Below are 21,663 nucleotides of genomic sequence, written 5' to 3'. Positions count from 1 at the left end.
GCTACTTCGCGCGACCGCAACCGATGGACGCATCCTTCAGAGATCGGGGACCTTGCGGCTTCGGCGTGCGTCTGACCCTGTCTCGGATCAGGATGACGCACTGGACAAACGAAGTGACTAGCCCAACAACTTGCTCCAGGTCCCGACGTTATAAACGTTCCGGTAGCCCTTCTTCCTCAGCATCAGTTTGGCCATGCCACTTCGTGTTCCACTGGCACAGCAGAGAACAACCGGGGTGGACTTGGGTATCTCACCGAGCCTGCTGCCCAGCTCCGGCAGGGGGATGTTGATTGTTCCGGGGGCATTCCCACTTGCGAACTCCCCGGCTGACCTGACGTCAACAAAGATCGCGCCGTTCTTCCTGAGTTCCGGCAGCATGGCAATGACTCTTTTTGAATTCCACCACCTGTACGAAAACCAGAGCACCAGAGCCATGAATGGCCAATACTTTTCAAAAAGACCCAGTAAATCCATATAAATCCTTGTTCGACTGAATTGATGAAATTGAAGTAGAAGTAGCGATGGACAAGCGAAAACAGCGGCCCTTCCATGCCCGCCTCATCCGGTTAAGGCGTTTTCGACGGGAGCTTTTGTCCTGGCTTTGACGCCTGACCTTGATGCGTTTCCGGAAGTGCTTGATGCCATTGGCCTTCTCAGATCGTCCAGCCTGCGGGGGTCGTTTTCCGCTGCAGTGGCCGCCTTGGTCAAGGCGTTCAACGGGGCGAGTTACCGAGTTGGCCAAGCCTGCAACACCGCACTTCAGGCTCATGAAAAAAACCTTCCACAGCAGCCCGGGAAGTGTATGCCAGCCCAGCCAGCGGCAAGGTTCAGTCGAAGTTGTAGCTGGCCGTGATGCTTTGCCCCACCCTGAGCAGGTAGTCGTTGCCCTGCAGCACGATGGCATTCATGCCAAAACTCACAGCCCCCTGGAGGCGCGGGTCCTGCCGGTAGCGCTGCAGGGTGTCGCCGACCTCGGGGCTGCTCTGCGCCGTGGCGGGGTCGATGTTGGGAATCGGGCAGCGCGAACAGGGCTTGACCGGCTTGAGTTGCGCCACGCCTTGTTCCGTCACAATCTCCAGCAGGTTGAGCCGGTCCTCATCGTGCGGCGCCAGTTCGCTGGCACCGGGCGCATCGCCGATCACGATATTCGGCCGGAAGCGTGCCATGCCGACAGCGGCATGAGCGCCGGCCTGCAGCTTGTCATTGAGCCCTGCCAGCGAGGCCTCGCTGAGCACCAGCACCGGGTAGCCATCGCTGAACTGGTTGAGGGCCTCCAGGCCCCCGGTCCACTGCAGATTAGACGCGCGCATTTCGTCAGGATCAAAACGTACCAGCCGCGCCTTCACGCCGAGGAAATCGCTGAACCACTGGGCAGCGATGGGCCCCATGTCGTAAGCCTTGACCTCGTCGTCCCAGATCGTCACGCGCACCGGCTCCTGCACCTGGTCGAGGGCGATGTGCAGCGCCAGCATGCCCGGAGCACGCAGGACCATGTCGTGGTACTTGAGCTGGGGCTGGATCAGCGCCATGCGCGGCAACTCACGCTGCGTCAGAAAGGCGCCCTGCGCATCGACCACCATCCAGGCCCGGTCAAACTCCAGCCCGGTTTCCGTCAGCAGGACTTCCTGCACCTGCACTCCGGCGCAGGACTTGACGGGATAAACCCACAGCCCGGTGATCACCGCCGCGACGTCGCCCGCCGCGGGGCCCGATGTTTCGCTCATTGATTCACGCACGTGTCAAACCCTTCAAAAATTCAGTTCAAGATGCACCGACTGGGGACGATTTTGCCCTGCCTTCTAAAATGAGCCATGTCCAAGCCTTTTGATGTGTGTATCCGCGGTGGCGGTGTGGTCGGCCGTACCCTGGCGCTGCTGCTGGCGCGCGAGCGCCTGCACGTGGCGCTGGTTGCCCGGCCCGCGCCGGCCGGCAACCCGGCGGAACCCGCCGTCCCGCAGGATGTGCGGGCCTACGCCCTCAACAGCGCCTCGCGGCAACTGCTGGCCTCGCTGCGGACCTGGCCCGAGGCGCCGGCAGCCACGCCGGTGCTGGAAATGCGCGTCTGGGGCGACGACGGGGGCCGGCTTGATTTTGCAGCCCCGCAAGGCAGCACCGACCCGGCCCTGGCCTGGATCGTCGATGTACCGGCGCTGGAGCAGCAGCTGGCCGAAGCCGTGCGTTACCAGCCGCAGATAGAAACCGTGGAGGCGCCTGTCAAGGCCGCGCTCACGGTCATCTGCGAGGGCCAGAAAAGCACCAGCCGCAACGAGTTCGGCGTGCAATGGATCATCAAGCCCTATCCGCAAAAAGCCATTGCCGCCCGCCTGCAAAGCGACGTGGCGCACCGGGGGGTGGCCCGCCAGTGGTTCCACAACGGCGAAATTCTGGCTCTTTTGCCGATTGGCGGTGCCGACGGGAACTCTGTGGCGCTGGTCTGGTCTGTCTCTGTAGAGCGCGCAGCCGCGCTGGAGAAGTTGAAGCCGGAAGAATTTTCCGCGGCGGTGCAAACCGTCTGCGGCGCCGAAGCAGGTTGCCTGCAGTTGGCGAGCAGCCTGTCGAGCTGGCCACTGGCGCTGTCGCGGGCCGAACGCTGGGTCGGTCCGGGCTGGGCGCTGGCCGGGGACGCCGCCCATGCCGTGCATCCGCTGGCGGGCCAGGGCCTGAACCTGGGCCTGGCCGATGCGGCCGGACTCGCGGCCGTGATTCACGGGCGCGAATACTGGCGCGGCCTGGGCGACGAAAAGCTGTTGCGGCGTTATGAACGTTCGCGCAAGGCCGAAGTGGCGGCCATGGGCGCGGTGACGGATGGATTACACGGCCTGTTCGCGCAAACCGACGTGCGCTGGCAGGCCTTGCGCAATTGGGGCATGAAAGGTTTTGCGCGCAGCGGACCGCTGAAGGAATGGGTCACGCGCCAGGCCATGGGTTCATCGCCGCAGCGCCCGGGATGAGCGGCCCTTGGGCCGGGCGGGGCAAGACACGGAGAGAAACGCTGTGAAAGGCGTGAGAGTTCATCACACAGACTGGAAAACAATGACACTGTTCAAGACCATCCTGACCGGCACCCTGCTGGCCCTGAGCCTGGGCGCCTTTGCGCAGGAAGCGGCCATCCGCAAGAACCTGGCCGAACGCCTGCCCAACCTGCCCAGGATCGACGAGATCAGCAAGACGCCCATGGCCGGCCTGTACGAGGTGCGCGTCAATGGCAGCGATATTTTTTACACCGATGCCGAGGGCAACTACCTGCTCCAGGGCAACCTGATCGACACCAAGGTCAGGCGCAACCTGACGGAAGAACGCGTCGACAAGCTCAACGCCGTGTCTTTTGATGCGCTCCCGCTGAAAGACGCCTTCACCATTGTGCGCGGCAACGGCAAGCGCAAGGTGGCCGTGTTTGAGGATCCGAACTGCGGCTACTGCAAGCGTTTTGAACGTGACATGCAAAAGGTCAGTGACGTGACCATCTACATGTTTCTGTATCCCATCCTGAGTCCGGATTCGGCGGAAAAGTCCAAAAACATCTGGTGCGCCAAGGACAAGGCCAAGGCCTGGCAGGACCTGATGGTGCGTGACCAGCCGGTCGCCAATGCCAGTTGCGACGCCGGCGCGGTGGCGCGCAACGTCGAGTTCGGCAAAAAATACCGCATCACCGGCACCCCGACGCTGATTTTTGCCGACGGCTCGCGCGTGCCCGGCGCCATCAGCGCCCAGCAGGTCGAGAAATACCTGAGCGACGCCAAGGTCCAGTAAACCCGGTCCGGCCGCCTGGGTTCATGCACAAAACAGGGCCTCCGCCCTTTGTATTCGGGCGGAAGCCGCTCTTTTTTCAATAGCAATAAATCCAGCCGCCAGCCGCCGGAACACCAGGGCGCGCTCCGGCCGATGCGGTATTCTTTGCGCCTATGCCCAAACCTTCCGCCAAGCCCTCCGGAACGCCATCCGCCGGGGTCCACTACCGCGTCGAGATCGCCGACCTCCACGCCCATCTGTTCCGTGTCACCCTGACCATTGCCCGGCCCGCCGCGCTGCAGCGGGTGGCGCTGCCAGTGTGGATTCCCGGCAGTTACCTGGTGCGCGAATTTTCGAAAAACCTGCAGGGCCTGCGGGCACGGCAAGGCGCCCGGGCGCTGCCTGCCGGCCAGATCGCACAGCTCGACAAATGCAGCTGGCAGATCCGCTGCAACGCGGACAAGCCGCTGGTGCTGGTCTACGAGGTTTATGCCAACGACAACTCGGTACGCACGGCCTCGCTGGACGCGGGCCGCGGCTTCTTCAACGGCAGCTCCCTGTGCCTGCGGGTCGATGGCCAGGACCAGGCGCCGCACCTGCTTGAAGTGATGGCTGCGCCGGCCATCAGCGGCTGGTCCTTGGCCACCGGCCTGAGCCCGCTGCAGGTCGACAAGCAGGGCTTCGGCAGCTACCTGGCCACCAACTACGACGAACTGGTGGATGGCCCGGTCGAGATGGGGAGCTTCTGGAGCGGCTCTTTTGTGGCCTGCGGTGTGCCGCACCGCTTTGTGGTGGCCGGCGCCACGGCCAGCTTTGACGGCGCCCGGCTGCTGGCCGATGCCCGGAAAATCTGCGAAGCCCAGATACGCTTCTGGCACGGCGGCAAAAAGCCGCCGTATAAAAATTACCTGTTCATGCTCAACGCCGTGGACGACGGTTACGGCGGGCTGGAGCACCGCAACTCCACCGCGCTGATCTGCAAACGCCAGGACTTGCCGCGCCTGGGCAGCAGCAAGCTCCCCGAGGGGTACACCACGCTGCGCGGGCTGATCAGCCATGAATATTTCCACACCTGGAACGTCAAGCGCCTGCGCCCTGCAGAGTTCGGCAACTACGACTATGACCGTGAAAACTACACGCAGCTGCTCTGGTTTTTTGAAGGCTTCGCCAGTTATTACGACGACCTGGTCCTGTGCCGCGCCGGCCTGATCGATGAAGCGGCTTATCTGAAACTTCTGAACCGGACCATCAACCAGGTGATGCAGACCCCGGGGCGGTTGGTGCAGTCGGTGGCACAGGCCAGTTTTGACGCCTGGGTCAAGTATTACCGCCAGGATGAAAACACGCCGAATGCCACGGTCAGCTATTACACCAAAGGCGCGTTGGTCGCCCTGTGTTTTGACCTGAGCCTGCGCGCTGAAAGCAAGAGCGCCACACCGGCCACGCTGGACGACGTGATGCGCAAGCTGTGGCTGCGTTGCCGCGGCGGCGTGATGAGCGAGGCGGATTTCGCCGCCGCACTGCTGGAGGTCGGCGGCCGCTCTTATGCGGCGGAAATCGCCAGCTGGGTGCATGGCACGGGCGAGCTGCCGCTGAAAGACCTGCTGCAACGCCACGGCGTCGCGGTGCTGGAGGAGCCGGCACAGCTGGCGCAGGCGTTGGGCCTGCGGGTGCAGGAAACGGACGGCATCCAGATCAAGACGGTATTGCGCGGCGGTGCGGCCGAACAGGCCGGCTTTGCCGCCGGCGACGAATGGCTGGGCCTCGAAATACCTGTGACCGGAAAGGGCCGAAAAGCGGCCCAGCCGCCCAACCCGGGCTGGCGCCTGGGCAAACTCGATGAGTTGCCGCTGTACGCCGGACCCAGTAAAAAAGTCACGGCGCTGGTTGCGCGCGACAAGCGCCTGCTTCGGCTGGAGTTGACGATGCCGCCGGACACGACCACCTGGCGGCTGCTGGCCAAGGACGCGGCGCTGGTGAAAAAGTGGCTGGTGCCCGCCGCCTGAGCCCGGGATTCAGCCAGCAGGCATCTGCGCTTCGATTTTGGCCACAAAACGCTCGGCTTCGGCGGCGCCCTTGATCTCGCGAACGATCTCGCGGGCCCGCTTGATCACGGCGACAAAATCGGCGAGATCGCGTGCGCCCTCGATCTTGATGCACAGCGGCTCGGCCATCGGACCGAGCAGGTGCTCCAGCAAATGCGAGGAGAAACGCTGCGCCTGCGCCAGGTTGGCCGCACGCTGCGGCGGTGCTGCTGCGGCGGGCTTAGGCGGAACATCGGCCGGCTCCAGCGCGGCCGGCATGGTTTTTTCTTCGGCCACTGCCGGCGCCACCAGGCCCTCGGCTTCGAGTTCTGAGAGACGCTGCGGATCGCCGAGCGCCGCGGCCATGGTGGTCAGTTCTGCGTAGGTTCTTTTGCCATCGACCATGATCAACAGGGAACGCAGTCTGGGGGCCAGGCCGGAATGCCGGTTTGCAACCGCCTCCGTTCCCTTCTGCGTTTTTTGATAGATCACTTGCTTGTCCGGCATGGCAACCTCCTGTAACCAGTTATCAAATCAGTCTAGAACCAAAACCGTACAGCGTCGAGAGGGTGCTTACCCCGGAAAACCCGGAAGCGCCGCTCAATGCCGGCGGTCCAGCACCCGCTTGGCCTTGCCCAGACTGCGCTCCACACCGCCCTCGGCACGCAACTCGATATCCACACTGGTCCCGATGTAGGCCTTGATCTCATGCTGCAGCACATCAGCCGCTGCCCGCGCGGACGGGCTGTCGGGCGCCAGACCGGGGCGGGTCTCCACGGCCACACGCAGGCAGTCCATGCTGCCCTCGCGGGTCAGAATGCACTGGTAATGCGGCGCAAGCTCATGGCGCTTGAGGATCAACTCCTCGATCTGCGTTGGAAACACGTTGACGCCGCGCACGATCATCATGTCGTCGCTGCGGCCCGTGATCTTCTCCATGCGACGCATGCTGCGCGCCGTGCCGGGCAACAGGCGCGTGAGGTCGCGTGTGCGGTAGCGGATGATGGGCAACGCTTCCTTGCTCAGGCTGGTGAACACCAGCTCGCCGATCTCGCCGTCGGGCAGCAGTTCACCGCTGACGGGATCGATGATCTCGGGGTAGAAATGGTCCTCCCAGATGGTCGGGCCGTCCTTGGTTTCCACACACTCGCTGGCCACGCCCGGGCCGATGACCTCGCTCAGGCCATAGATGTCCACCGCATCCAGCCCCATGCGTTTTTCAATCGCATGACGCATGTCGTTGGTCCAGGGTTCGGCACCAAAAATGCCGATGCGCAGGCTGGCATCGGCGGCGGACAAGCCCTGCTTTTCAAATTCGTCGGCGATCGCCAGCATGTAGCTGGGCGTCACCATGATGATGTCGGGCTTGAAATCGGTGATCAGCTGCACCTGCCGCTCGGTCTGCCCGCCACCAAACGGCACGACGGTCAGGCCCAGCTTCTCGGCACCGTAATGCGCGCCCAGCCCGCCCGTGAACAGGCCGTAGCCGTAACTGATGTGCACCAGGTCGCCGGGCCGCGCGCCCGCCGCGCGTATGCTGCGGGCGACACAGCCGGCCCACATGTCGACGTCATTTTTTGTGTATGCCACCACGGTCGGCTTGCCGGTGGTGCCGCTGGACGCGTGAATACGCACACACTGCTCGCGCGGCACCGCAAACATGCCGAAGGGATAGCTGGCACGCAGGTCGTGTTTGGTGGTGAAGGGAAACTTCGCCAGGTCAGCCAGCGACTTGCAGTCCCCGGGGTGAACACCGGCAGCATCGAACTTGGCCTGGTAGACCGGGGAATGCCGGTAGGCATGCTGCAGCGTCGACTGCAGGCGCTTGAGCTGCAGGGCGCGCAGTTCGTCGAGGCTGGCCTTCTCAATCGGTTCGAGCGGAAAACTTGTCATGGGTTCTCCGGAATCACGTGGCCTGCAATCTGCGCGCTTTTCCCACGGAACATCGCAATCACCTCGCCGCGCTGGTTGCTGACCTTCATGTCGTAAATCCCATGCCGGCCCTGCAGCGTCTGCTCCACCCCTTCACAGGTCAGCACATCACCGAGCTGGCCGGGTCTGAGGAACTCGATGCTGCAACCCGCCGCCACCGCGACCTTGTTGTAGCTGTTGCAGGCAAAGGCAAAGGTCGAGTCGGCCAGCGTAAAGATCAGTCCGCCGTGGCAGATCTTGTGGCCGTTGAGCATGGGCTCACGCACGGCCATGCGCATCACCGCACGGCCGGGTGCGCAGGACACCAGCTCCATCTGCATGAAGTCGCGCGAGGCACTGTCGGCGGCAAACATGGATTCGCCCACCGCGCGGGCCAGCTGCTGGGCATCCATCTAGTTGCCCCTGAACGCTGGCGGGCGCTTCTCGAGGAAGGCCATCACGCCTTCGATGTAATCGTGGGTGCGACCCAGCGCCGACTGGGTGTCGCGCTCCTGGTCCAGCTGGGCATCCAGGCCCCGGCTGGCGCCCTCGCTGAGCAGGCGCCGCGTCTCCACCAGGGCGCGGGTCGGCATGACGGCCAGGCGTGCGGCCAGCGCCATCGCCTTGTCCAGGCAGTCTTCGCCCTCGCCGGCCACGTCCCAGATCATTCCCCACTCCTTCGCATCCTTCGCGCTGAGCTTGTCGCCCAGCATGGCCAGCCCCAGCGCCCGCGCCAGGCCCAGGCGCTTGACCAGAAACCAGGAGCCGCCCGCATCGGGCACCAGGCCGATCTTGCTGAAGGCCTGGATGAAGCTGGCACCCGGCGCGGCAATCGCCAGGTCGCAGGTCATGGCCAGCGAGGCGCCCGCCCCGGCGGCCACGCCGTTCACGGCGGCAATCGTCGGCACGCGCAGTTTCTGCAGGCGCCGCACCGTCGGGTTGAAGGCCTGGTCGATGATGGGACCGGGGTCGGCACGTTCGACAAGGTTGGGGCCGGGCGCAAAGTCGAACTCGGCCAGATCGGCACCGGCGCAGAAACCGCGGCCGGCGCCAGTGATCACGAGGGCGCGCAGCGATAGATCGGCCTCCACGGCGTCCAGCGCGGTCCAGAGTTGCTGGTGCATCTGGCGGGTAAAACTGTTCAGGGCCTGCGGCCGGTTCAGCGTCACAAGCGCCACGGCGCCCTGTGTGGACAACAGCACGGCAGGTTCGGAAGGGACATCGGTCATAAGCATCTCCTGTCACGAATCTAGCATTAACCGACCGTCAGGTCGGTCAATGTTTTCCCTTGCTTTTCCACCTTGCGACGCGCTGGCCAGGCAAAAAGATCGTGGCATGATTCAGCCTCAAAAGGAACCCGCCATGACTTATGAATTGATCCAGACCCGCACCGAAGGCCGCGTGGCCATCGTCACCCTGAACCGGCCGAAACAACTCAATGCACTCAACGACCAGCTGATGGACGAGCTGGGCGCTGCGCTCAAGGCTTTCGACGCGGACGACAACATCGGCTGCATGATCCTGACCGGCAGCGAAAAAGCCTTTGCGGCCGGCGCCGACATCGGCGCGATGGCGAGCTACAGCTTTGCCGACGTCTACAAGGGCGACTACATCACGCGCAACTGGGAGCAGATCCGCAGCATCCGCAAGCCGGTGATCGCCGCCGTCAGCGGCTTTGCACTTGGCGGCGGCTGTGAGCTGGCCATGATGTGCGACTTCATCATTGCCGCCGACAACGCCCGGTTCGGTCAGCCTGAAATCAAGCTCGGCATCATCCCCGGCTCGGGCGGCACGCAACGCCTGCCGCGCGCCGTCGGCAAGGCCAAGGCCATGGACCTGGTCCTGACCGGCCGCATGATGGATGCCGTGGAAGCCGAACGCAGCGGGCTCGTCAGCCGTGTCGTGCCGCTGGACAAGCTCATGGAAGAAGCGCTGGGCGCCGCGCTGCAGATCTGCGACTACGGTCAGATTGCCGTGATGGCCGCCAAGGAAGCCGTGAACCGCGCCTATGAAGGCACCCTGGCCGACGGCATCATGTTCGAGCGGCGCCTGTTCCACGCGACCTTTGCCACCGAGGACCAGAAGGAAGGCATGGACGCTTTTGTCAACAAGCGCAAGCCAGTGTTCAAGCACAGGTAGAGCCCCCACGGTCGCGCACTGCGTGTCGCTCCCGAGGCCTTGCAGGCCGCGGCTCGCGGGACGCTTCGCCTCTGTCGCCTGTCCAAAGCTGCGCAGGCAGCTTTGGAGCCGCAGGCTCCAGCCCCTCGGGGCCGCTGCGCCTGCGGCCCGGCGAAGCCGGTTCCGCGGCCCCTGCTTGACTGAAGAACCCCGCAGTTTCTCAATGTGGAGCGCATCGCGTGAAAGTCCGTTCAGGTTTGGCTATAATCTGCGACGCGCGGTGATATAGCTCAGTTGGTTAGAGCGCAGCATTCATAATGCTGATGTCGGTGGTTCAAGTCCACCTATCACCACCACGGTTTCGCGGAGCCCCAGAGGTTGATCCTCTGGGGCTTTGTTACTTCACAGCCTCTGGACATACACCATGAAACGCTGCCTGCCCCTCCTCTCCTTGCCGGCCACGCTGATCGCCATCCTGCTGACGCTGGCGAGCCTGTTCGCCACGCCGGCGCTGGCCCAGACCGACGAAGTCCCCAGCGTCCGCAATTTCCCCAAGGCTGCCCTGCGCGGCCTGCTGGTGGTCCGGGCACCACCCGACATCAGCCTCAACGGCAAGGCCGACCGCCTGTCGCCCGGTGCACGCATCCGCAACGTCAACAACAACTATGTGTTGTCGGGCGCCCTGCTGGGCCAGGAGTTGCTGGTCAACTACACCCGCGACAGCGCCGGTCTGGTCCACGAGGTCTGGGTGCTGACCGCCGAGGAAGCCAGGGAAAAACGCGCCGGCCTGTCCACGCGCAATTTCCTCTTCAGCTTCGAGGGCGAAGCCGCGCCGCAGGACGACGGCAAGACCCCTTACAACCAGCTGCCCCGCTACCAGCAGTAGCCGGCTCCGCGCCGGCCCGTCAGCCGTTTTTAGAACAAAAAAGGCCCTAGCCCTTTATTGACGGGCGCAATCAGCTCCCATTTTGATAGCAAATCCATGAGCAAAAAAGTCTTTATCAAAACCTTCGGCTGCCAGATGAACGAGTACGACTCGGACAAGATGTCCGACGTGCTGCACGCCGCCCAAGGTTACGAGCCCACCAGCAATGTGGACGAGGCCGACCTGATCCTGTTCAACACCTGCTCGGTGCGCGAAAAGGCGCAGGAAAAGGTGTTCAGCGACCTCGGCCGGGTCAAACATCTGAAAAAAAAGGGCGTGCTGATCGGCGTCGGCGGCTGCGTGGCCAGCCAGGAGGGCGACGCCATCATCGAGCGCGCGCCCTATGTCGATGTGGTGTTCGGCCCGCAGACCCTGCACCGCCTGCCGGACCTGCTGGCCAGGCGCATCAGCCTGGGCAAATCGCAGGTGGACATCAGCTTTCCCGAAATTGAAAAATTCGACCACCTGCCGCCGGCCCGCGTGGAAGGCCCCAGCGCCTTTGTCAGCATCATGGAAGGCTGCTCCAAATACTGCAGCTACTGCGTCGTGCCCTACACGCGCGGCGAGGAAGTCTCGCGTCCGTTCGAGGACGTGCTGGTGGAAGTGGCGGGCCTGGCCGACCAGGGCGTGCGTGAAGTCACGCTGCTGGGGCAGAACGTCAACGCCTACCGCGGCCCCATGGGCAGCAGCGCCGACATCGCCGATTTCGCCACCCTGCTCGAATACGTCTCCGACATTCCCGGCATCGAGCGCATCCGTTATGTCACCAGCCACCCCAATGAGTTCACGCAGCGCCTGATCGACGCCTACGGCAAGCTGCCCAAGCTGGTGAACCACCTGCACCTGCCGGTGCAGCACGGCTCCGACCGCATCCTGATGGCGATGAAACGCGGCTACACGGCGATGGAATACAAGAGCACCATCCGCAAACTGCGCGCGATCCGCCCCGACCTGGCCATGAGCAGCGACTTCATCGTCGGGTTTCCCGGCGAGACCGAGGACGACTTCGGCAAGATGATGAAGCTGATCGACGACATCGGCTACGACACCTCGTTCAGCTTCATCTTCAGCCCGCGGCCGGGGACGCCCGCGGCCAACCTGACCGACGACACGCCGCACGAGGTCAAGCTCGCGCGGCTGCAGCGCCTGCAGGCCGCCATCGACGACAGCGTGCGTGCCATCAGCGCCAGCCGTCAGGGCACGGTGCAGCGCATCCTCGTCGAAGGGGCCTCCCGCAAGGACCCGACCGAGCTGATGGGCCGCACCGAATGCAACCGCGTTGTCAACTTCAGGGGCCTGCCCCGGCTGATCGGCCAGATGGTGGACGTGACCATCACCGAAGCCTCCCAACGCTCCCTGCGCGGCGACGTGCTGCACCATGAAGCGCCCGCACTGACCGTTTGAAACCACGCGCAGTGAACCCGCCGGCAAGGAACCCCCATGCTTGAGCGCGTTTCCTTCCGCCAGTTGCTGGTGGCCGCCTTTTTGCTGATTGCCGGCCTGCTGGCGGCCGCCTCGCTGCGCGCCGTGTTCACGCTGGAGCAACTCACGATGCAAAGCCGCGACGGCGCGGTGCGCGCGCTCGACCTCAGTGCGGCCGCCCAGTCCCTGGACGAACGCAGCGTGGCGATGGAACGCACGGCGCGCCAGTCGCTGGTATTGTCCGACCGCGTGCTGCGCGAGCGCTTCGACGAGGCCGCCGCCGATGCCAGAACCGTGCTGGCGCGGCTGGGTCCGCAAAACGTGCCCACTGCCCTGGTCAGCGACTGGAAGAACCACCTGCAGGCCGTCACCGCGCTGCTGTCCGGTTCGCCCGATACCGCGCTCGACCGGGACCGGCAGGTCGCGCAGGAATTCCGCGAACTGGACCGCATCAACGCGGCGATTGCGCAGCAGGTCCGGCAAACCATTGCCAGGCAAAACCGCAGCCTGCTCGACACGCTGGAAAACCGCCGCCGGCAATTGACGCAACAGGTGCTGGGCGCGATCGCGCTGGCCGTCCTGATGGCGCTGGCGTTCGGCATCTGGCTCACGCGTCCGCTCAACCGCCTGGAAAAGGCCATCATCGGCCTCGGCGAAAACCGCCTGGACGAGGCCATCCGCATCGACGGTCCGGCCGACTTGCAGCTGGTCGGACAACGGCTGGAATGGCTGCGGCTGCGGCTGGTGGAGCTGGACGCCGACAAGTCGCGGTTTTTGCGCCATGTCTCGCACGAACTCAAAACCCCGCTGGCGTCGCTGCGCGAGGGCGTGTCGCTGCTGGAAGACGGCGTGGCCGGCGAGCTCAGCGCCAACCAGCGGGAAGTGGCCAAAATCCTGCGCCACAACACCGGCCTGCTGCAGGGCCAGATCGAGGACCTGCTGCGCTTCAACGCGGCAGCCTTCGAGGCACGCCAGTTGCGCCGGGAAAAAACCGACCTGCTGCAACTCATCGAAGAACAGGTGGAAGGCCAGCGCCTGCAGTGGCGCGCGCGCGATCTGCAGGTCAGCGTCGAAGGCCCGGCGCTGCAGGCCGAGGTGGACCGCGACAAGCTGGGAACCGCCATTGCCAACCTGCTGTCCAACGCCATCCGGTTTTCTCCGGCCGGAGGCAGGATACGCATCCGGTTGAGCCAGTTCGCCGACGTCGTGCATATCGACATGGACGACGAAGGCCCCGGCATCGCCTACGGCGACCAGGCGCGCATTTTTGAACCCTTTTACCGCGGTGAACGGCAGCCACCGCAAGTGGTGCGGGGCAGCGGCATTGGGCTGTCCATCGTCCACGAGTACATTGCTGCCCATGGGGGCCGGGTGCAGTTGCTGCCGGACGGCCCGGGTGCACATTTCAGGATAGAACTTCCCCATGCTTTCAAGTCTTGAGGCCTGCGGCCCCGTCTTCTGCCGCGCCCTGCCCTGGGCGCTGGCCCTCAGCCTGGCGGCCGGCTGCACCGTGCCGGCCCGTTCGCCGGCCGGGCCAGGCATGGTGACCGCGACGAAACCGGCCCCTGCAGCGCCGGCAGCGCCGTCCAACGCCGCGCCTTCGGAGGCAGACGCCGTCACCCCCCTGCTGGCCTACGCCGACCGGCTGCGCAGCCTGCCTGGCCCCGAACTGGCCCAGGAAATCACCCGGCTCGGCAACGCTGTGTCAGCAGGCGACCAGCTGCGCCTGGCGCTCACGCTGAGCCAGACCCGGCAACTGCCCGATCTGGTGCGCGCGCAGGACCTGCTGCAGCGCGCCCTGGCCAACAACAGCGAGGAAGCCCGGCCGCTGCATGCCCTGGCGCGCCTGCTGGCCACACGTTTTGCCGAGCAACGGCGGGCCGAAGACCAGCTGGACCGGCAGAACCAGCAACTGCGCGAGCTGCAGCGCCGCCTCGAACAGACCCAGGACAAACTCGACGCCCTCAAGGAAATCGAACGCAGCCTGAGCAACCGCCCCGCGGCGGCTCCGGCATCGTCCCCGCGCGGCCGCACCCGGCCACCGAGCCCATGACTGCGCCCAAAGCCCACCTGCTGGTTGTCGACGACGACGCCGACATGCTGCGCCTGCTGACCATGCGGCTGACAGCCGCTGGTTACCGCGTCAGCGCCGTGAGTTCGGCCGAAGCCGCCCTGAGCCAACTCGAGATCGAGCGCCCGCAGCTGGTGCTCAGCGACGTGCGCCTGCCCGGCAAGGACGGCCTGGCGCTGTTTGACGAAATCCGCAGCCAGCACCCCTCGCTGCCGGTGATTCTGCTGACGGCCCACGGCACGATTCCCGATGCGGTGGAGGCCACCGAACGCGGCGTGTTCACCTACCTGACCAAGCCGTTTGACGGCAAGGGTCTGCTCGACAAGATTGCCCAGGCCCTGTCGCTGAGCGCGCCAGTGCCGTCCGTCCCGCCCGGCCAGTCGCCGGCCTGGCAAAGTGGCTTCATCAGCCGTTCCAGCCGCATGGCCGAAACCCTGGCCGAGGCGCGCATGGTGGCCCAGTCGGACGCCAGCGTGATGCTGCGCGGCGAAAGCGGTACCGGCAAGGAGCTGCTGGCCCAGGCGATTCACCAGGCCAGCCCGCGTGCCGCCCGCCCGTTCATTGCCGTGAACTGCGGCGCCATTCCCGAAGCCCTGCTCGAGTCCGAACTTTTTGGCCACGTCAAGGGCGCCTTCACCGACGCCTCGGCCAACCACAAGGGATTGTTCCAGGCCGCCGAAGGCGGCACCCTGCTGCTCGATGAAATCGGTGACATGCCGCTGGCCTTGCAGGTCAAGCTGTTGCGGGTGCTGCAGGAGCGCACCGTCCGGCCGCTGGGGTCCAGCCAGTCCATCCCGGTCGATGTGCGCATTCTGTCGGCAACCCACCGGGACCTCGAAGCGGCCATGGCCGAAGGCCAGTTCCGCACCGACCTGTATTACCGGCTCAATGTGGTCACGCTGACCCTGCCCCCCCTGTCCGAACGGCGCGAAGACATCGCGCTGCTGGCCAATCATTTTCTCGTCAAGCTGGCCGGAAAATACGGCAAGCGCCTGAGCGGCTTTGCGCCGGAAGCGATCAAGGCCCTGAACACGGCCGCCTGGCCGGGCAACGTGCGCCAGCTCTACAACGTGGTCGAACAGGTGTGCGCGCTGGCCAGCACACCGCTGATCCCTCTGACCCTGATTCAACGCGCGTTGCGCTCGCCCAGTGTGCAGGTGCTCACCCTGGCCGAAGCACGCCAGCGCTTCGAGCACGAGTACCTGGTCGGCCTGCTCAAGCTGACCGACGGCAACGTGGCCGACGCCGCCCGGCTGGCAGACCGCAACCGCACCGAGTTTTACCGCCTGCTGCAAAAACACAGCCTGACGCCGGGCCACTTCAAAACCGACCCGGCGAATGCCGCCTCTGATTCTGTCGCCGAGGAGCGACAGGGCCAAGCCCCTGATTCCAAATACTAAATTCCTTTTATGGCAAACAGTTGTCGTCCGGAGGCGACAAAAACAGGGGTTCATCGGCCTCTTTTCCGGTCCGGATCCACGACGGCGCCATGGAACCTCTTCAAGCCGTTGATTTAAAACAACTTTTTCAGGTTGGCACAGGGTTTGCCCTAGTCAACCCATGCAAGCTGTTTTTCCCCGTTTTACCGCGCCTTTCCTGCACGCACTGCCAGCCCGCTTTTTTGCCCTCCTGGGCCTGTGTGCAGCACTGGCCAGTGCTCATGCCTGGACCCTGGACGACGTGGCCGCCCTGGCGCAAAAACGTGCGCAAACCCCTTACCAGCAGCCGCGTCCCGCTGTTCCCGCCGAACTGGCGGCCCTCGACTATGACGGCCTGCGTGACATCCGTTTCAAGGACGACAAAGCCTTGTGGCGCGCCGACCAGCTGCCCTACGAAGCCAAATTTTTCCATGTCGGCCGGCAGACCGAAGCGGTGCACATCCACGAGTTGTCTGCCCAGGGCAACAAGTTGCTGCGCTACAGCGCCGACGACTTCAGCTACGGCAAGAACCAGCTGAATCCGGCACGCTGGGGCGACATCGGCCATGCCGGGTTCCGCCTCCACACCTCGCTCAATTCGCCCGCCTACAAGGATGAGTTGATTGCCTTTCTGGGCGCCAGCTACTTCCGCGCCCTGGGTGCCGGCCAGCGTTACGGCCTGTCGGCCCGCGGCCTGGCGGTCGACCCCACTGGCGCCAAGCAGGAAGAGTTTCCGCGCTTCACCGATTTCTGGCTCGAAAAACCGGCCTCCGGTGCAAAGCAGGTCACGGTCTATGCCCTGCTGGATTCGGCGCGCATGACAGGCGCCTACCGCTTTGACATCCGCCCCGGCGAAGAGACCGTCACCGAGGTGCATGCCCGTATCTTCATGCGCGCAGGCGCCGGCCCCCGCGTCGCCACCCTGGGTGTGGCGCCGCTGACCAGCATGTTTTTCTTCGGTGAAAACCAGCCCCGCGCGGGCGACTTCCGGCCCGAAGTGCATGACTCTGACGGCCTGATGGTGGCCACCGGGGAAGGTGAATGGTTATGGCGTCCGCTGCAGAACCCGGTTTCCCCGCTGGTGACCTCTTTCAGCATGAAAAGCCTCAAGGGTTTTGGCCTGATGCAGCGTGACCGCGCCTTCGCCAGCTACGAAGACACCGAAGCCCGGTACGAGCTGCGGCCCAGCGCATGGGTGACCCCCTTGGGCGACTGGGGCGCGGGCCGCGTCGAGCTGCTGCAGTTTGCGACGCCGGACGAAACCCATGACAACGTGGCCGCCTACTGGGTGCCGGAAAAAATGCCCGCCCCCGGCGAGTCGCTGAACCTCGCGTGGCAGATTGGCTGGCAGGGCAAGAACCAGCAACGCCCGCCCAACGGCTGGGTCACCCAGTCGCGCCGCGGCACCGGCTACAGCAAGCTCAGCGCCGAGGCCCTGGGCCAGCAGACCCAGTTTGTCATCGACTTTGCCGGACCGGCCCTGGACGCGTTGCCCGAGAGCGCCAGGGTGGAGGCCATCACCACGGCCGGCAGCAACGCCCGCGTCGTCGAAAGCATCGCTTACCGCAACCCGGCCACCGGCACCTGGCGCATGAACCTGCGCGTGCAGCGCCTCGCCCCCCCTGCCAACCAGAGCGCCCAGCCTATCGAGCTGCGCGCCTTTCTCCAACATGACAACCACACACTGACCGAAACATGGACCAACCTGATCACACCCTGACCCCCCGCAGCCTGCTGCGCGAAGAACGCCATCCGAACTCGGTCACCGCGCCGCCGCTACACCGCGGATCGATGGTGCCGCGCCCCTGGCGTGGTTTCTGGAACAGCCTGGGCACGGCCACGCTGGGCCTGGCGCGGTCCAGACAGGCCCATCCTGCCCCCCTCCCGGCACGCGCACCCTGGCAACAGGCCGCTGCGCGGCGCCGGGCCGTCTTCGTGCTGCTGACGCTGCTCAGCACCGTGCTGGCCACCAGCCTGTTTGCCGACATGCAGCCCGCCTACGACAGCGCCTGGCTGCAGTACGGCCAGCTCGTGCTGTTTGCGCTGCTGTCCGCCTGGGTGGTCACCGGCTTCATGACGGCGATGATGGGTTTTTACGTGACGATACGCGGCGACAAACATGCCCTGTCGGCCAAACAGGTCCAGCACCATGCACTCGATGCCGGTACCCGGACGGCGATCATCATGCCGATCTGCAACGAGGATGTGCGCAGCGTGTTCGCGGGGCTGCGTGCCACCTGCGAATCCGTCGCAGCGACCGGCCAGGTGAAAGCCTTCGACGTGTTTGTGCTGTCCGACACCAGCCACCCGGCCACCCAGAAGGCCGAACGCGCCGCCTGGGAAGACCTGCGCACCCAGCTGGCCGCCCAGCCCGACCAGCCCCGGATCGAGGTCTACTACCGCCTGCGCAAGCGCCGCACCGACCGCAAGGCCGGCAACGTGGCCGACTTCTGCCGCCGCTGGGGCAAGGACTACCGCTACATGGTGGTGCTCGATGCCGACAGCGTGATGAGCGGTGACTGCCTGGTGGCCATGGTCAAGCTGATGGAAGCCAACCCGAGCGCCGGCATCATCCAGACCGCCACCCAGGCCATCGGCCATGTGACGCTGCATGCACGCGCGCAGCAATTCGCCTCGCGCGTGACGGGGCGCCTGTTCACGCTGGGCATGCAGTTCTGGCAGATGGGCGAGTCGCACTACTGGGGCCATAACGCCATCATCCGCATCGCGCCCTTCATGCAGCACTGCGCGCTGGCGCGCATCCCGGGCACCGGCGGCATGTCGGGCAGCATCATGTCGCACGACTTTGTCGAAGCCGCGCTGATGCGCCGTGCCGGCTACCACGTCTGGCTGGTGGCCGACCTGGTGGGCAGCTACGAACAGCAGCCGCCCGACCTGCTGGCCGAACTGCAGCGCGACCGCCGCTGGTGCCAGGGCAACCTGCAGAACTCGCGCCTGATCGCCGAGCCCGGCATTCACCCGGTGCACCGCTCGATGTTCGGCACGGGCGCCATGGCCTACCTCTCGGCGCCCTTGTGGCTGTGTTTCCTGACGCTGGGGACGGCGCTGTGGCTCTCGGGCACACCCATGGTCAGTGACTGGGCGCTGTTGCCCGGTGAGCTGCTGACCTTGTGGGCATGGACCTTGTCCATGCTGTTTTTGCCGCGCCTGCTGGGCATCGCAGCGGTGCTGATCAACCGCCAGCAGCAGGCCTACGGCGGCACCGCCAGCCTGCTGCGCAGCGCGCTGCTCGAAACGCTGATCGCCCTGCTGCAGGCGCCGATCCGCATGCTGGCGCACTCGCTGTTTGTGCTGGTCGCGCTGACCGGCCTGAAGCTGGAATGGAAGTCGCCTCCGCGTGAAGCGGCGGCCGTGCCCTGGCGTGTTGCCCTGCAGCAGCTGGCCCCCATGAGCGCAGTGATTGTGCTGCTCGCCGCCGGCATCACGTTGATTGACGCCAGCGCGCTGGTCTGGCTGCTGCCGGTCGGTCTGCCTTTGTTGCTGGCCATCCCGATGACCGTGCTGACCAGCAAGGTCGGCGTCGGGACGGCCATGCGCGCCAACAACTATCTGCTGATTCCCGAAGAAACAAAATCACCGGCGGTCTTGCGCCGCGCCTGGCTGCATGCCAGCCAGCAGGTGCGGCCACGGCTCAGGGCCATTTAGGCCAGTGAAAGCCAACGGGCGCCATTAGCTATCAAATAGATAGCTAATGGCGCCCGTTTTTATTGGGCCAATGGCAATTTTCATGAAGAACGGAGGGGTACCTCAGAACTTCGGCATACCCTTCATGCCGCCCATGCGCTTCATCATTTTCATCATGCTGCCGCCCTTCATCTTTTTCATCATGGTCTGCATCTGCTCGAACTCGTTGAGCAGGCGGTTGACCTCCTGAACCTGCACACCCGAGCCCGCGGCAATGCGGCGCTTGCGCGTGGCCTTGATGAGTTCGGGCTTGCGGCGCTCCAGCGGCGTCATGCTCTGGATGATGCCTTCCTTGCGGCGAATATCTTTTTCGGCCTTGTCCATGTCGACCTGGCCGGCCTTGGCCGCCATCTGCGCCGGCAGCTTGTCGAGCAGGCTGGACAGGCCGCCCATGCTTTTCATCTGCTGCAGCTGGCTTAAAAAGTCGTTGAGGTCAAAGCCGCTGCCGGACTTCATCTTGGCGGCGAGTTTTTGCGCCGCTGCCATGTCCACGCCGGCCGTGACCTGCTCGACCAGCGCGACGATATCGCCCATGCCGAGAATGCGGCCCGCGTGGCGCTGGGCATCGAAGACTTCCAGCCCGTCGATTTTTTCGCTGGTGCCCGAGAACTTGATCGGCGCGCCGGTGATCTGCCGAACGCTCAAGGCCGCACCGCCGCGCGAGTCGCCGTCGGTCTTGGTCAGGATGATGCCGGTCAGCGGCAGCGCTTCCTTGAAGGCCTTGGCCGTGTTGATGGCGTCCTGGCCCTGCATCGCGTCCACAACAAACAGGGTTTCAACCGGGTTCAGCGCTGCATGCAGTGCCTTGATCTCGGCCATCAATGCTTCGTCGATCGCCAGGCGGCCGGCGGTGTCGACCAGCAGCACGTCGAAGAAATGCTTGCGCGCGTAATCAAGCGCGGCCAGCGCGATGTCCACCGGCTTCTGGTCGGCCGTGCTTGGAAACCATTCGGCACCGGCCTGTTTCGTCACGGTCTTGAGCTGCTCGATGGCCGCCGGACGGTACACGTCGCCCGAAACCGTCAGCACCTTTTTCTTGCGCTTTTCGATCAGGTGCTTGGCCAGCTTGGCGGTGGTGGTGGTCTTGCCCGCGCCCTGCAGGCCGGCCATCAGGATCACCGCCGGCGGCTGGGCCGCCAGATTGATGTCGCTGACGCCCTCGCCCATGGTCGCGGCCAGTTCCCGGTTGACGATGCTGACCAGCACCTGCCCCGGCGACAGCGAACTCATCACCTCCTGGCCCAGCGCCTTTTCCTTGACGCGGGCAATGAAGTCGCGCACCACGGGCAACGCCACGTCGGCTTCGAGCAGCGCCATGCGCACCTCGCGCAGCATGTCCTGCACATTGGATTCGGTGATGCGGGCCTGGCCGCGCATTTCCTGGACGAGGCGGGAGAGTTTGTCGGTAAGGGCAGAGGCCATGAATAAGCTCCACAACTGGAGCGAAAAGGAAGTGAAAGAAGGACCAAGCGTCTGGCGCAGAAGCTAAACTGTAGCCATGGTGCGACTCGAAGTCGCCTCATTCGGTTCTTGAAACCGACTATATCAGTGAATGGTTTCCCTCTCAGGAGGCTCCATTCCGCCCCCTAAGAAGGGCTAACTTTGTAGCAGCCAAATGGCTCTAATTTGGCTGCTCCAGCCCGCACTCTCAGGGTGCGGTAATGGTGAGTTACGTCCTCAAGGGACGTAACTCCGTTGCCAATTAGAGACAAATTTCCGAGAGGAAAGGCCTTGCTACACCTTGTTGCAAACTAGTTTGTACAAGTAAGTGCTGGTGTGAGAGCGCAACCGCTCTCTGTGTCTTGTTTTCCATCAAAACCACGTCTGGAACGGCGTGACCTCAACTGTACGTGCGTCTGGAGCAATCCGGGGGTGCGGAGCTACGGTTAAACAATCCGTGCGAAAGCACATAAGGCTGATGCGAGTCAGTCCCAATCCCACGACTAGGACGCGGGTGGATTGCTGGGGTAAAGGGCATGGGAAATGTAATGTGAACTCTCGTTCGAACCGTCGTTAACAGTAAGCAGCTTACGCCTTAGTTCTCCCGCAAGGGAGGAGCTGCGGCCAAAAGGCACGAAGTCAGGATGCGCAGGTCATGGACTTCGCATCGTTCCCTAAAACGACTTCCGGCGGATAGAGAGTCCCTAACCCCTTCTGTCTGGCAGCCGCCAGACGGGGCACAGAGGGAAACGAGGTAAGCCCCACTCATCGCCAGTCCGCAAGGAACTGGCAAACCCGCGAGCAATCAAGGGCAATGGTGGAGGGGGTAGAGGATTGAGCAAAAAGCGAATGGCCGTCTGTAATGGGCGGTATAGGGGTTCTACCTCGCAGCGAAAGCTG

At 64.3% G+C, this 21,663-nt stretch carries 18 protein-coding genes and 1 tRNA gene; 12 read left to right on the top strand and 7 right to left on the bottom strand.

All coding sequences use genetic code 11. The features are described 5' to 3' along the window. Nucleotides 1–117 precede the first annotated feature (117 nt). Nucleotides 118–474, bottom strand: a complete 357-nt coding sequence (locus B7G53_RS05275; protein WP_096664565.1) for a rhodanese-like domain-containing protein — start codon at nt 472–474, stop codon at nt 118–120. Between the two features lie 353 nt (nt 475–827). After that, complete coding sequence (locus B7G53_RS05270) at nt 828–1,724, bottom strand: MOSC domain-containing protein (protein WP_096664562.1); 897 nt, start codon at nt 1,722–1,724, stop codon at nt 828–830. Nucleotides 1,725–1,811: 87 nt separating this feature from the next. On the opposite strand from B7G53_RS05270, the gene B7G53_RS05265 reads away from it, so the two are divergent. From B7G53_RS05265 to B7G53_RS05255, 3 genes are all read left to right on the top strand, one after another. Next, the gene (locus tag B7G53_RS05265) at nt 1,812–2,951 is read left to right on the top strand and encodes an FAD-dependent monooxygenase (protein WP_096664559.1); all 1,140 of its coding nucleotides are present in this window, start codon (nt 1,812–1,814) and stop codon (nt 2,949–2,951) included. Nucleotides 2,952–3,033: 82 nt separating this feature from the next. Beyond that, complete coding sequence (locus tag B7G53_RS05260) at nt 3,034–3,750, top strand: DsbC family protein (protein ID WP_096664556.1); 717 nt, start codon at nt 3,034–3,036, stop codon at nt 3,748–3,750. Nucleotides 3,751–3,902: 152 nt separating this feature from the next. Then, nucleotides 3,903–5,735, top strand: coding sequence for a M61 family metallopeptidase (locus B7G53_RS05255; RefSeq protein WP_096664553.1), 1,833 nt, complete (start codon nt 3,903–3,905; stop codon nt 5,733–5,735). A 9-nt stretch (nt 5,736–5,744) separates the two neighbouring features. Here the strand turns inward: B7G53_RS05255 and B7G53_RS05250 are convergent, their stop codons facing one another. From B7G53_RS05250 to B7G53_RS05235, 4 genes are all read right to left on the bottom strand, one after another. Next, nucleotides 5,745–6,260: a hypothetical protein gene (locus B7G53_RS05250; RefSeq protein ID WP_096664550.1), complete on the bottom strand. Its 516-nt coding sequence runs from the start codon at nt 6,258–6,260 to the stop codon at nt 5,745–5,747. A gap of 93 nt (nt 6,261–6,353) precedes the next feature. Next, complete coding sequence (paaK, locus tag B7G53_RS05245; RefSeq protein ID WP_096664546.1) at nt 6,354–7,646, bottom strand: phenylacetate--CoA ligase PaaK; 1,293 nt, start codon at nt 7,644–7,646, stop codon at nt 6,354–6,356. Then, nucleotides 7,643–8,077, bottom strand: a complete 435-nt coding sequence (gene paaI / locus B7G53_RS05240) for a hydroxyphenylacetyl-CoA thioesterase PaaI (protein WP_096664543.1) — start codon at nt 8,075–8,077, stop codon at nt 7,643–7,645. Before paaI ends, paaK begins: the two co-directional genes overlap by 4 nt. After that, a complete protein-coding gene (locus B7G53_RS05235; protein WP_096664541.1) occupies nt 8,078–8,893 on the bottom strand; it encodes an enoyl-CoA hydratase-related protein in 816 nt (271 codons plus the stop codon). A 133-nt stretch (nt 8,894–9,026) separates the two neighbouring features. Between B7G53_RS05235 and B7G53_RS05230 the strand changes: the two genes are divergently transcribed. From B7G53_RS05230 to mdoH, 9 genes are all read left to right on the top strand, one after another. Continuing rightward, nucleotides 9,027–9,803, top strand: coding sequence for an enoyl-CoA hydratase (locus tag B7G53_RS05230; protein WP_096664651.1), 777 nt, complete (start codon nt 9,027–9,029; stop codon nt 9,801–9,803). A 258-nt stretch (nt 9,804–10,061) separates the two neighbouring features. Then, nucleotides 10,062–10,138 (top strand) — tRNA-Met (locus B7G53_RS05225). A gap of 68 nt (nt 10,139–10,206) precedes the next feature. After that, entirely contained in the window at nt 10,207–10,668 is a 462-nt protein-coding gene (locus tag B7G53_RS05220) for a hypothetical protein (RefSeq protein ID WP_255249914.1), read from the top strand. Between the two features lie 96 nt (nt 10,669–10,764). Beyond that, entirely contained in the window at nt 10,765–12,111 is a 1,347-nt protein-coding gene (gene miaB / locus B7G53_RS05215; RefSeq protein WP_096664538.1) for a tRNA (N6-isopentenyl adenosine(37)-C2)-methylthiotransferase MiaB, read from the top strand. A gap of 36 nt (nt 12,112–12,147) precedes the next feature. Beyond that, a complete protein-coding gene (locus tag B7G53_RS05210; protein ID WP_096664535.1) occupies nt 12,148–13,569 on the top strand; it encodes a sensor histidine kinase in 1,422 nt (473 codons plus the stop codon). Further along, nucleotides 13,553–14,182 (top strand): hypothetical protein, encoded by a 630-nt coding sequence (locus tag B7G53_RS05205; RefSeq protein ID WP_096664532.1) that lies wholly within the window; start codon nt 13,553–13,555, stop codon nt 14,180–14,182. The genes B7G53_RS05210 and B7G53_RS05205 overlap by 17 nt, the downstream gene beginning before the upstream one ends. After that, on the top strand, nt 14,179–15,600 hold the full coding sequence (locus tag B7G53_RS05200) for a sigma 54-interacting transcriptional regulator (RefSeq protein WP_096664529.1): 1,422 nt from the start codon (nt 14,179–14,181) through the stop codon (nt 15,598–15,600). Before B7G53_RS05205 ends, B7G53_RS05200 begins: the two co-directional genes overlap by 4 nt. A 160-nt stretch (nt 15,601–15,760) precedes the next feature. After that, nucleotides 15,761–17,338 carry a glucan biosynthesis protein G gene (locus B7G53_RS05195; RefSeq protein ID WP_096664526.1) on the top strand — a complete coding sequence of 526 codons (1,578 nt, stop codon included), beginning with the start codon at nt 15,761–15,763 and terminating at the stop codon, nt 17,336–17,338. Beyond that, nucleotides 17,314–19,284, top strand: a complete 1,971-nt coding sequence (mdoH, locus tag B7G53_RS05190; RefSeq protein ID WP_096664523.1) for a glucans biosynthesis glucosyltransferase MdoH — start codon at nt 17,314–17,316, stop codon at nt 19,282–19,284. Before B7G53_RS05195 ends, mdoH begins: the two co-directional genes overlap by 25 nt. A gap of 102 nt (nt 19,285–19,386) precedes the next feature. Here the strand turns inward: mdoH and ffh are convergent, their stop codons facing one another. After that, the gene (gene ffh, locus B7G53_RS05185) at nt 19,387–20,745 is read right to left on the bottom strand and encodes a signal recognition particle protein (RefSeq protein ID WP_096664520.1); all 1,359 of its coding nucleotides are present in this window, start codon (nt 20,743–20,745) and stop codon (nt 19,387–19,389) included. Nucleotides 20,746–21,663: the final 918 nt, after the last annotated feature.

The organism is Polaromonas sp. AET17H-212, assembly GCF_002379085.1.
GTDB lineage: Bacteria > Pseudomonadota > Gammaproteobacteria > Burkholderiales > Burkholderiaceae_C > Polaromonas.
The sequence above is the reverse complement of the archived record's forward strand: the minus strand, read 5'-3'. Positions and strand labels throughout refer to the sequence as shown.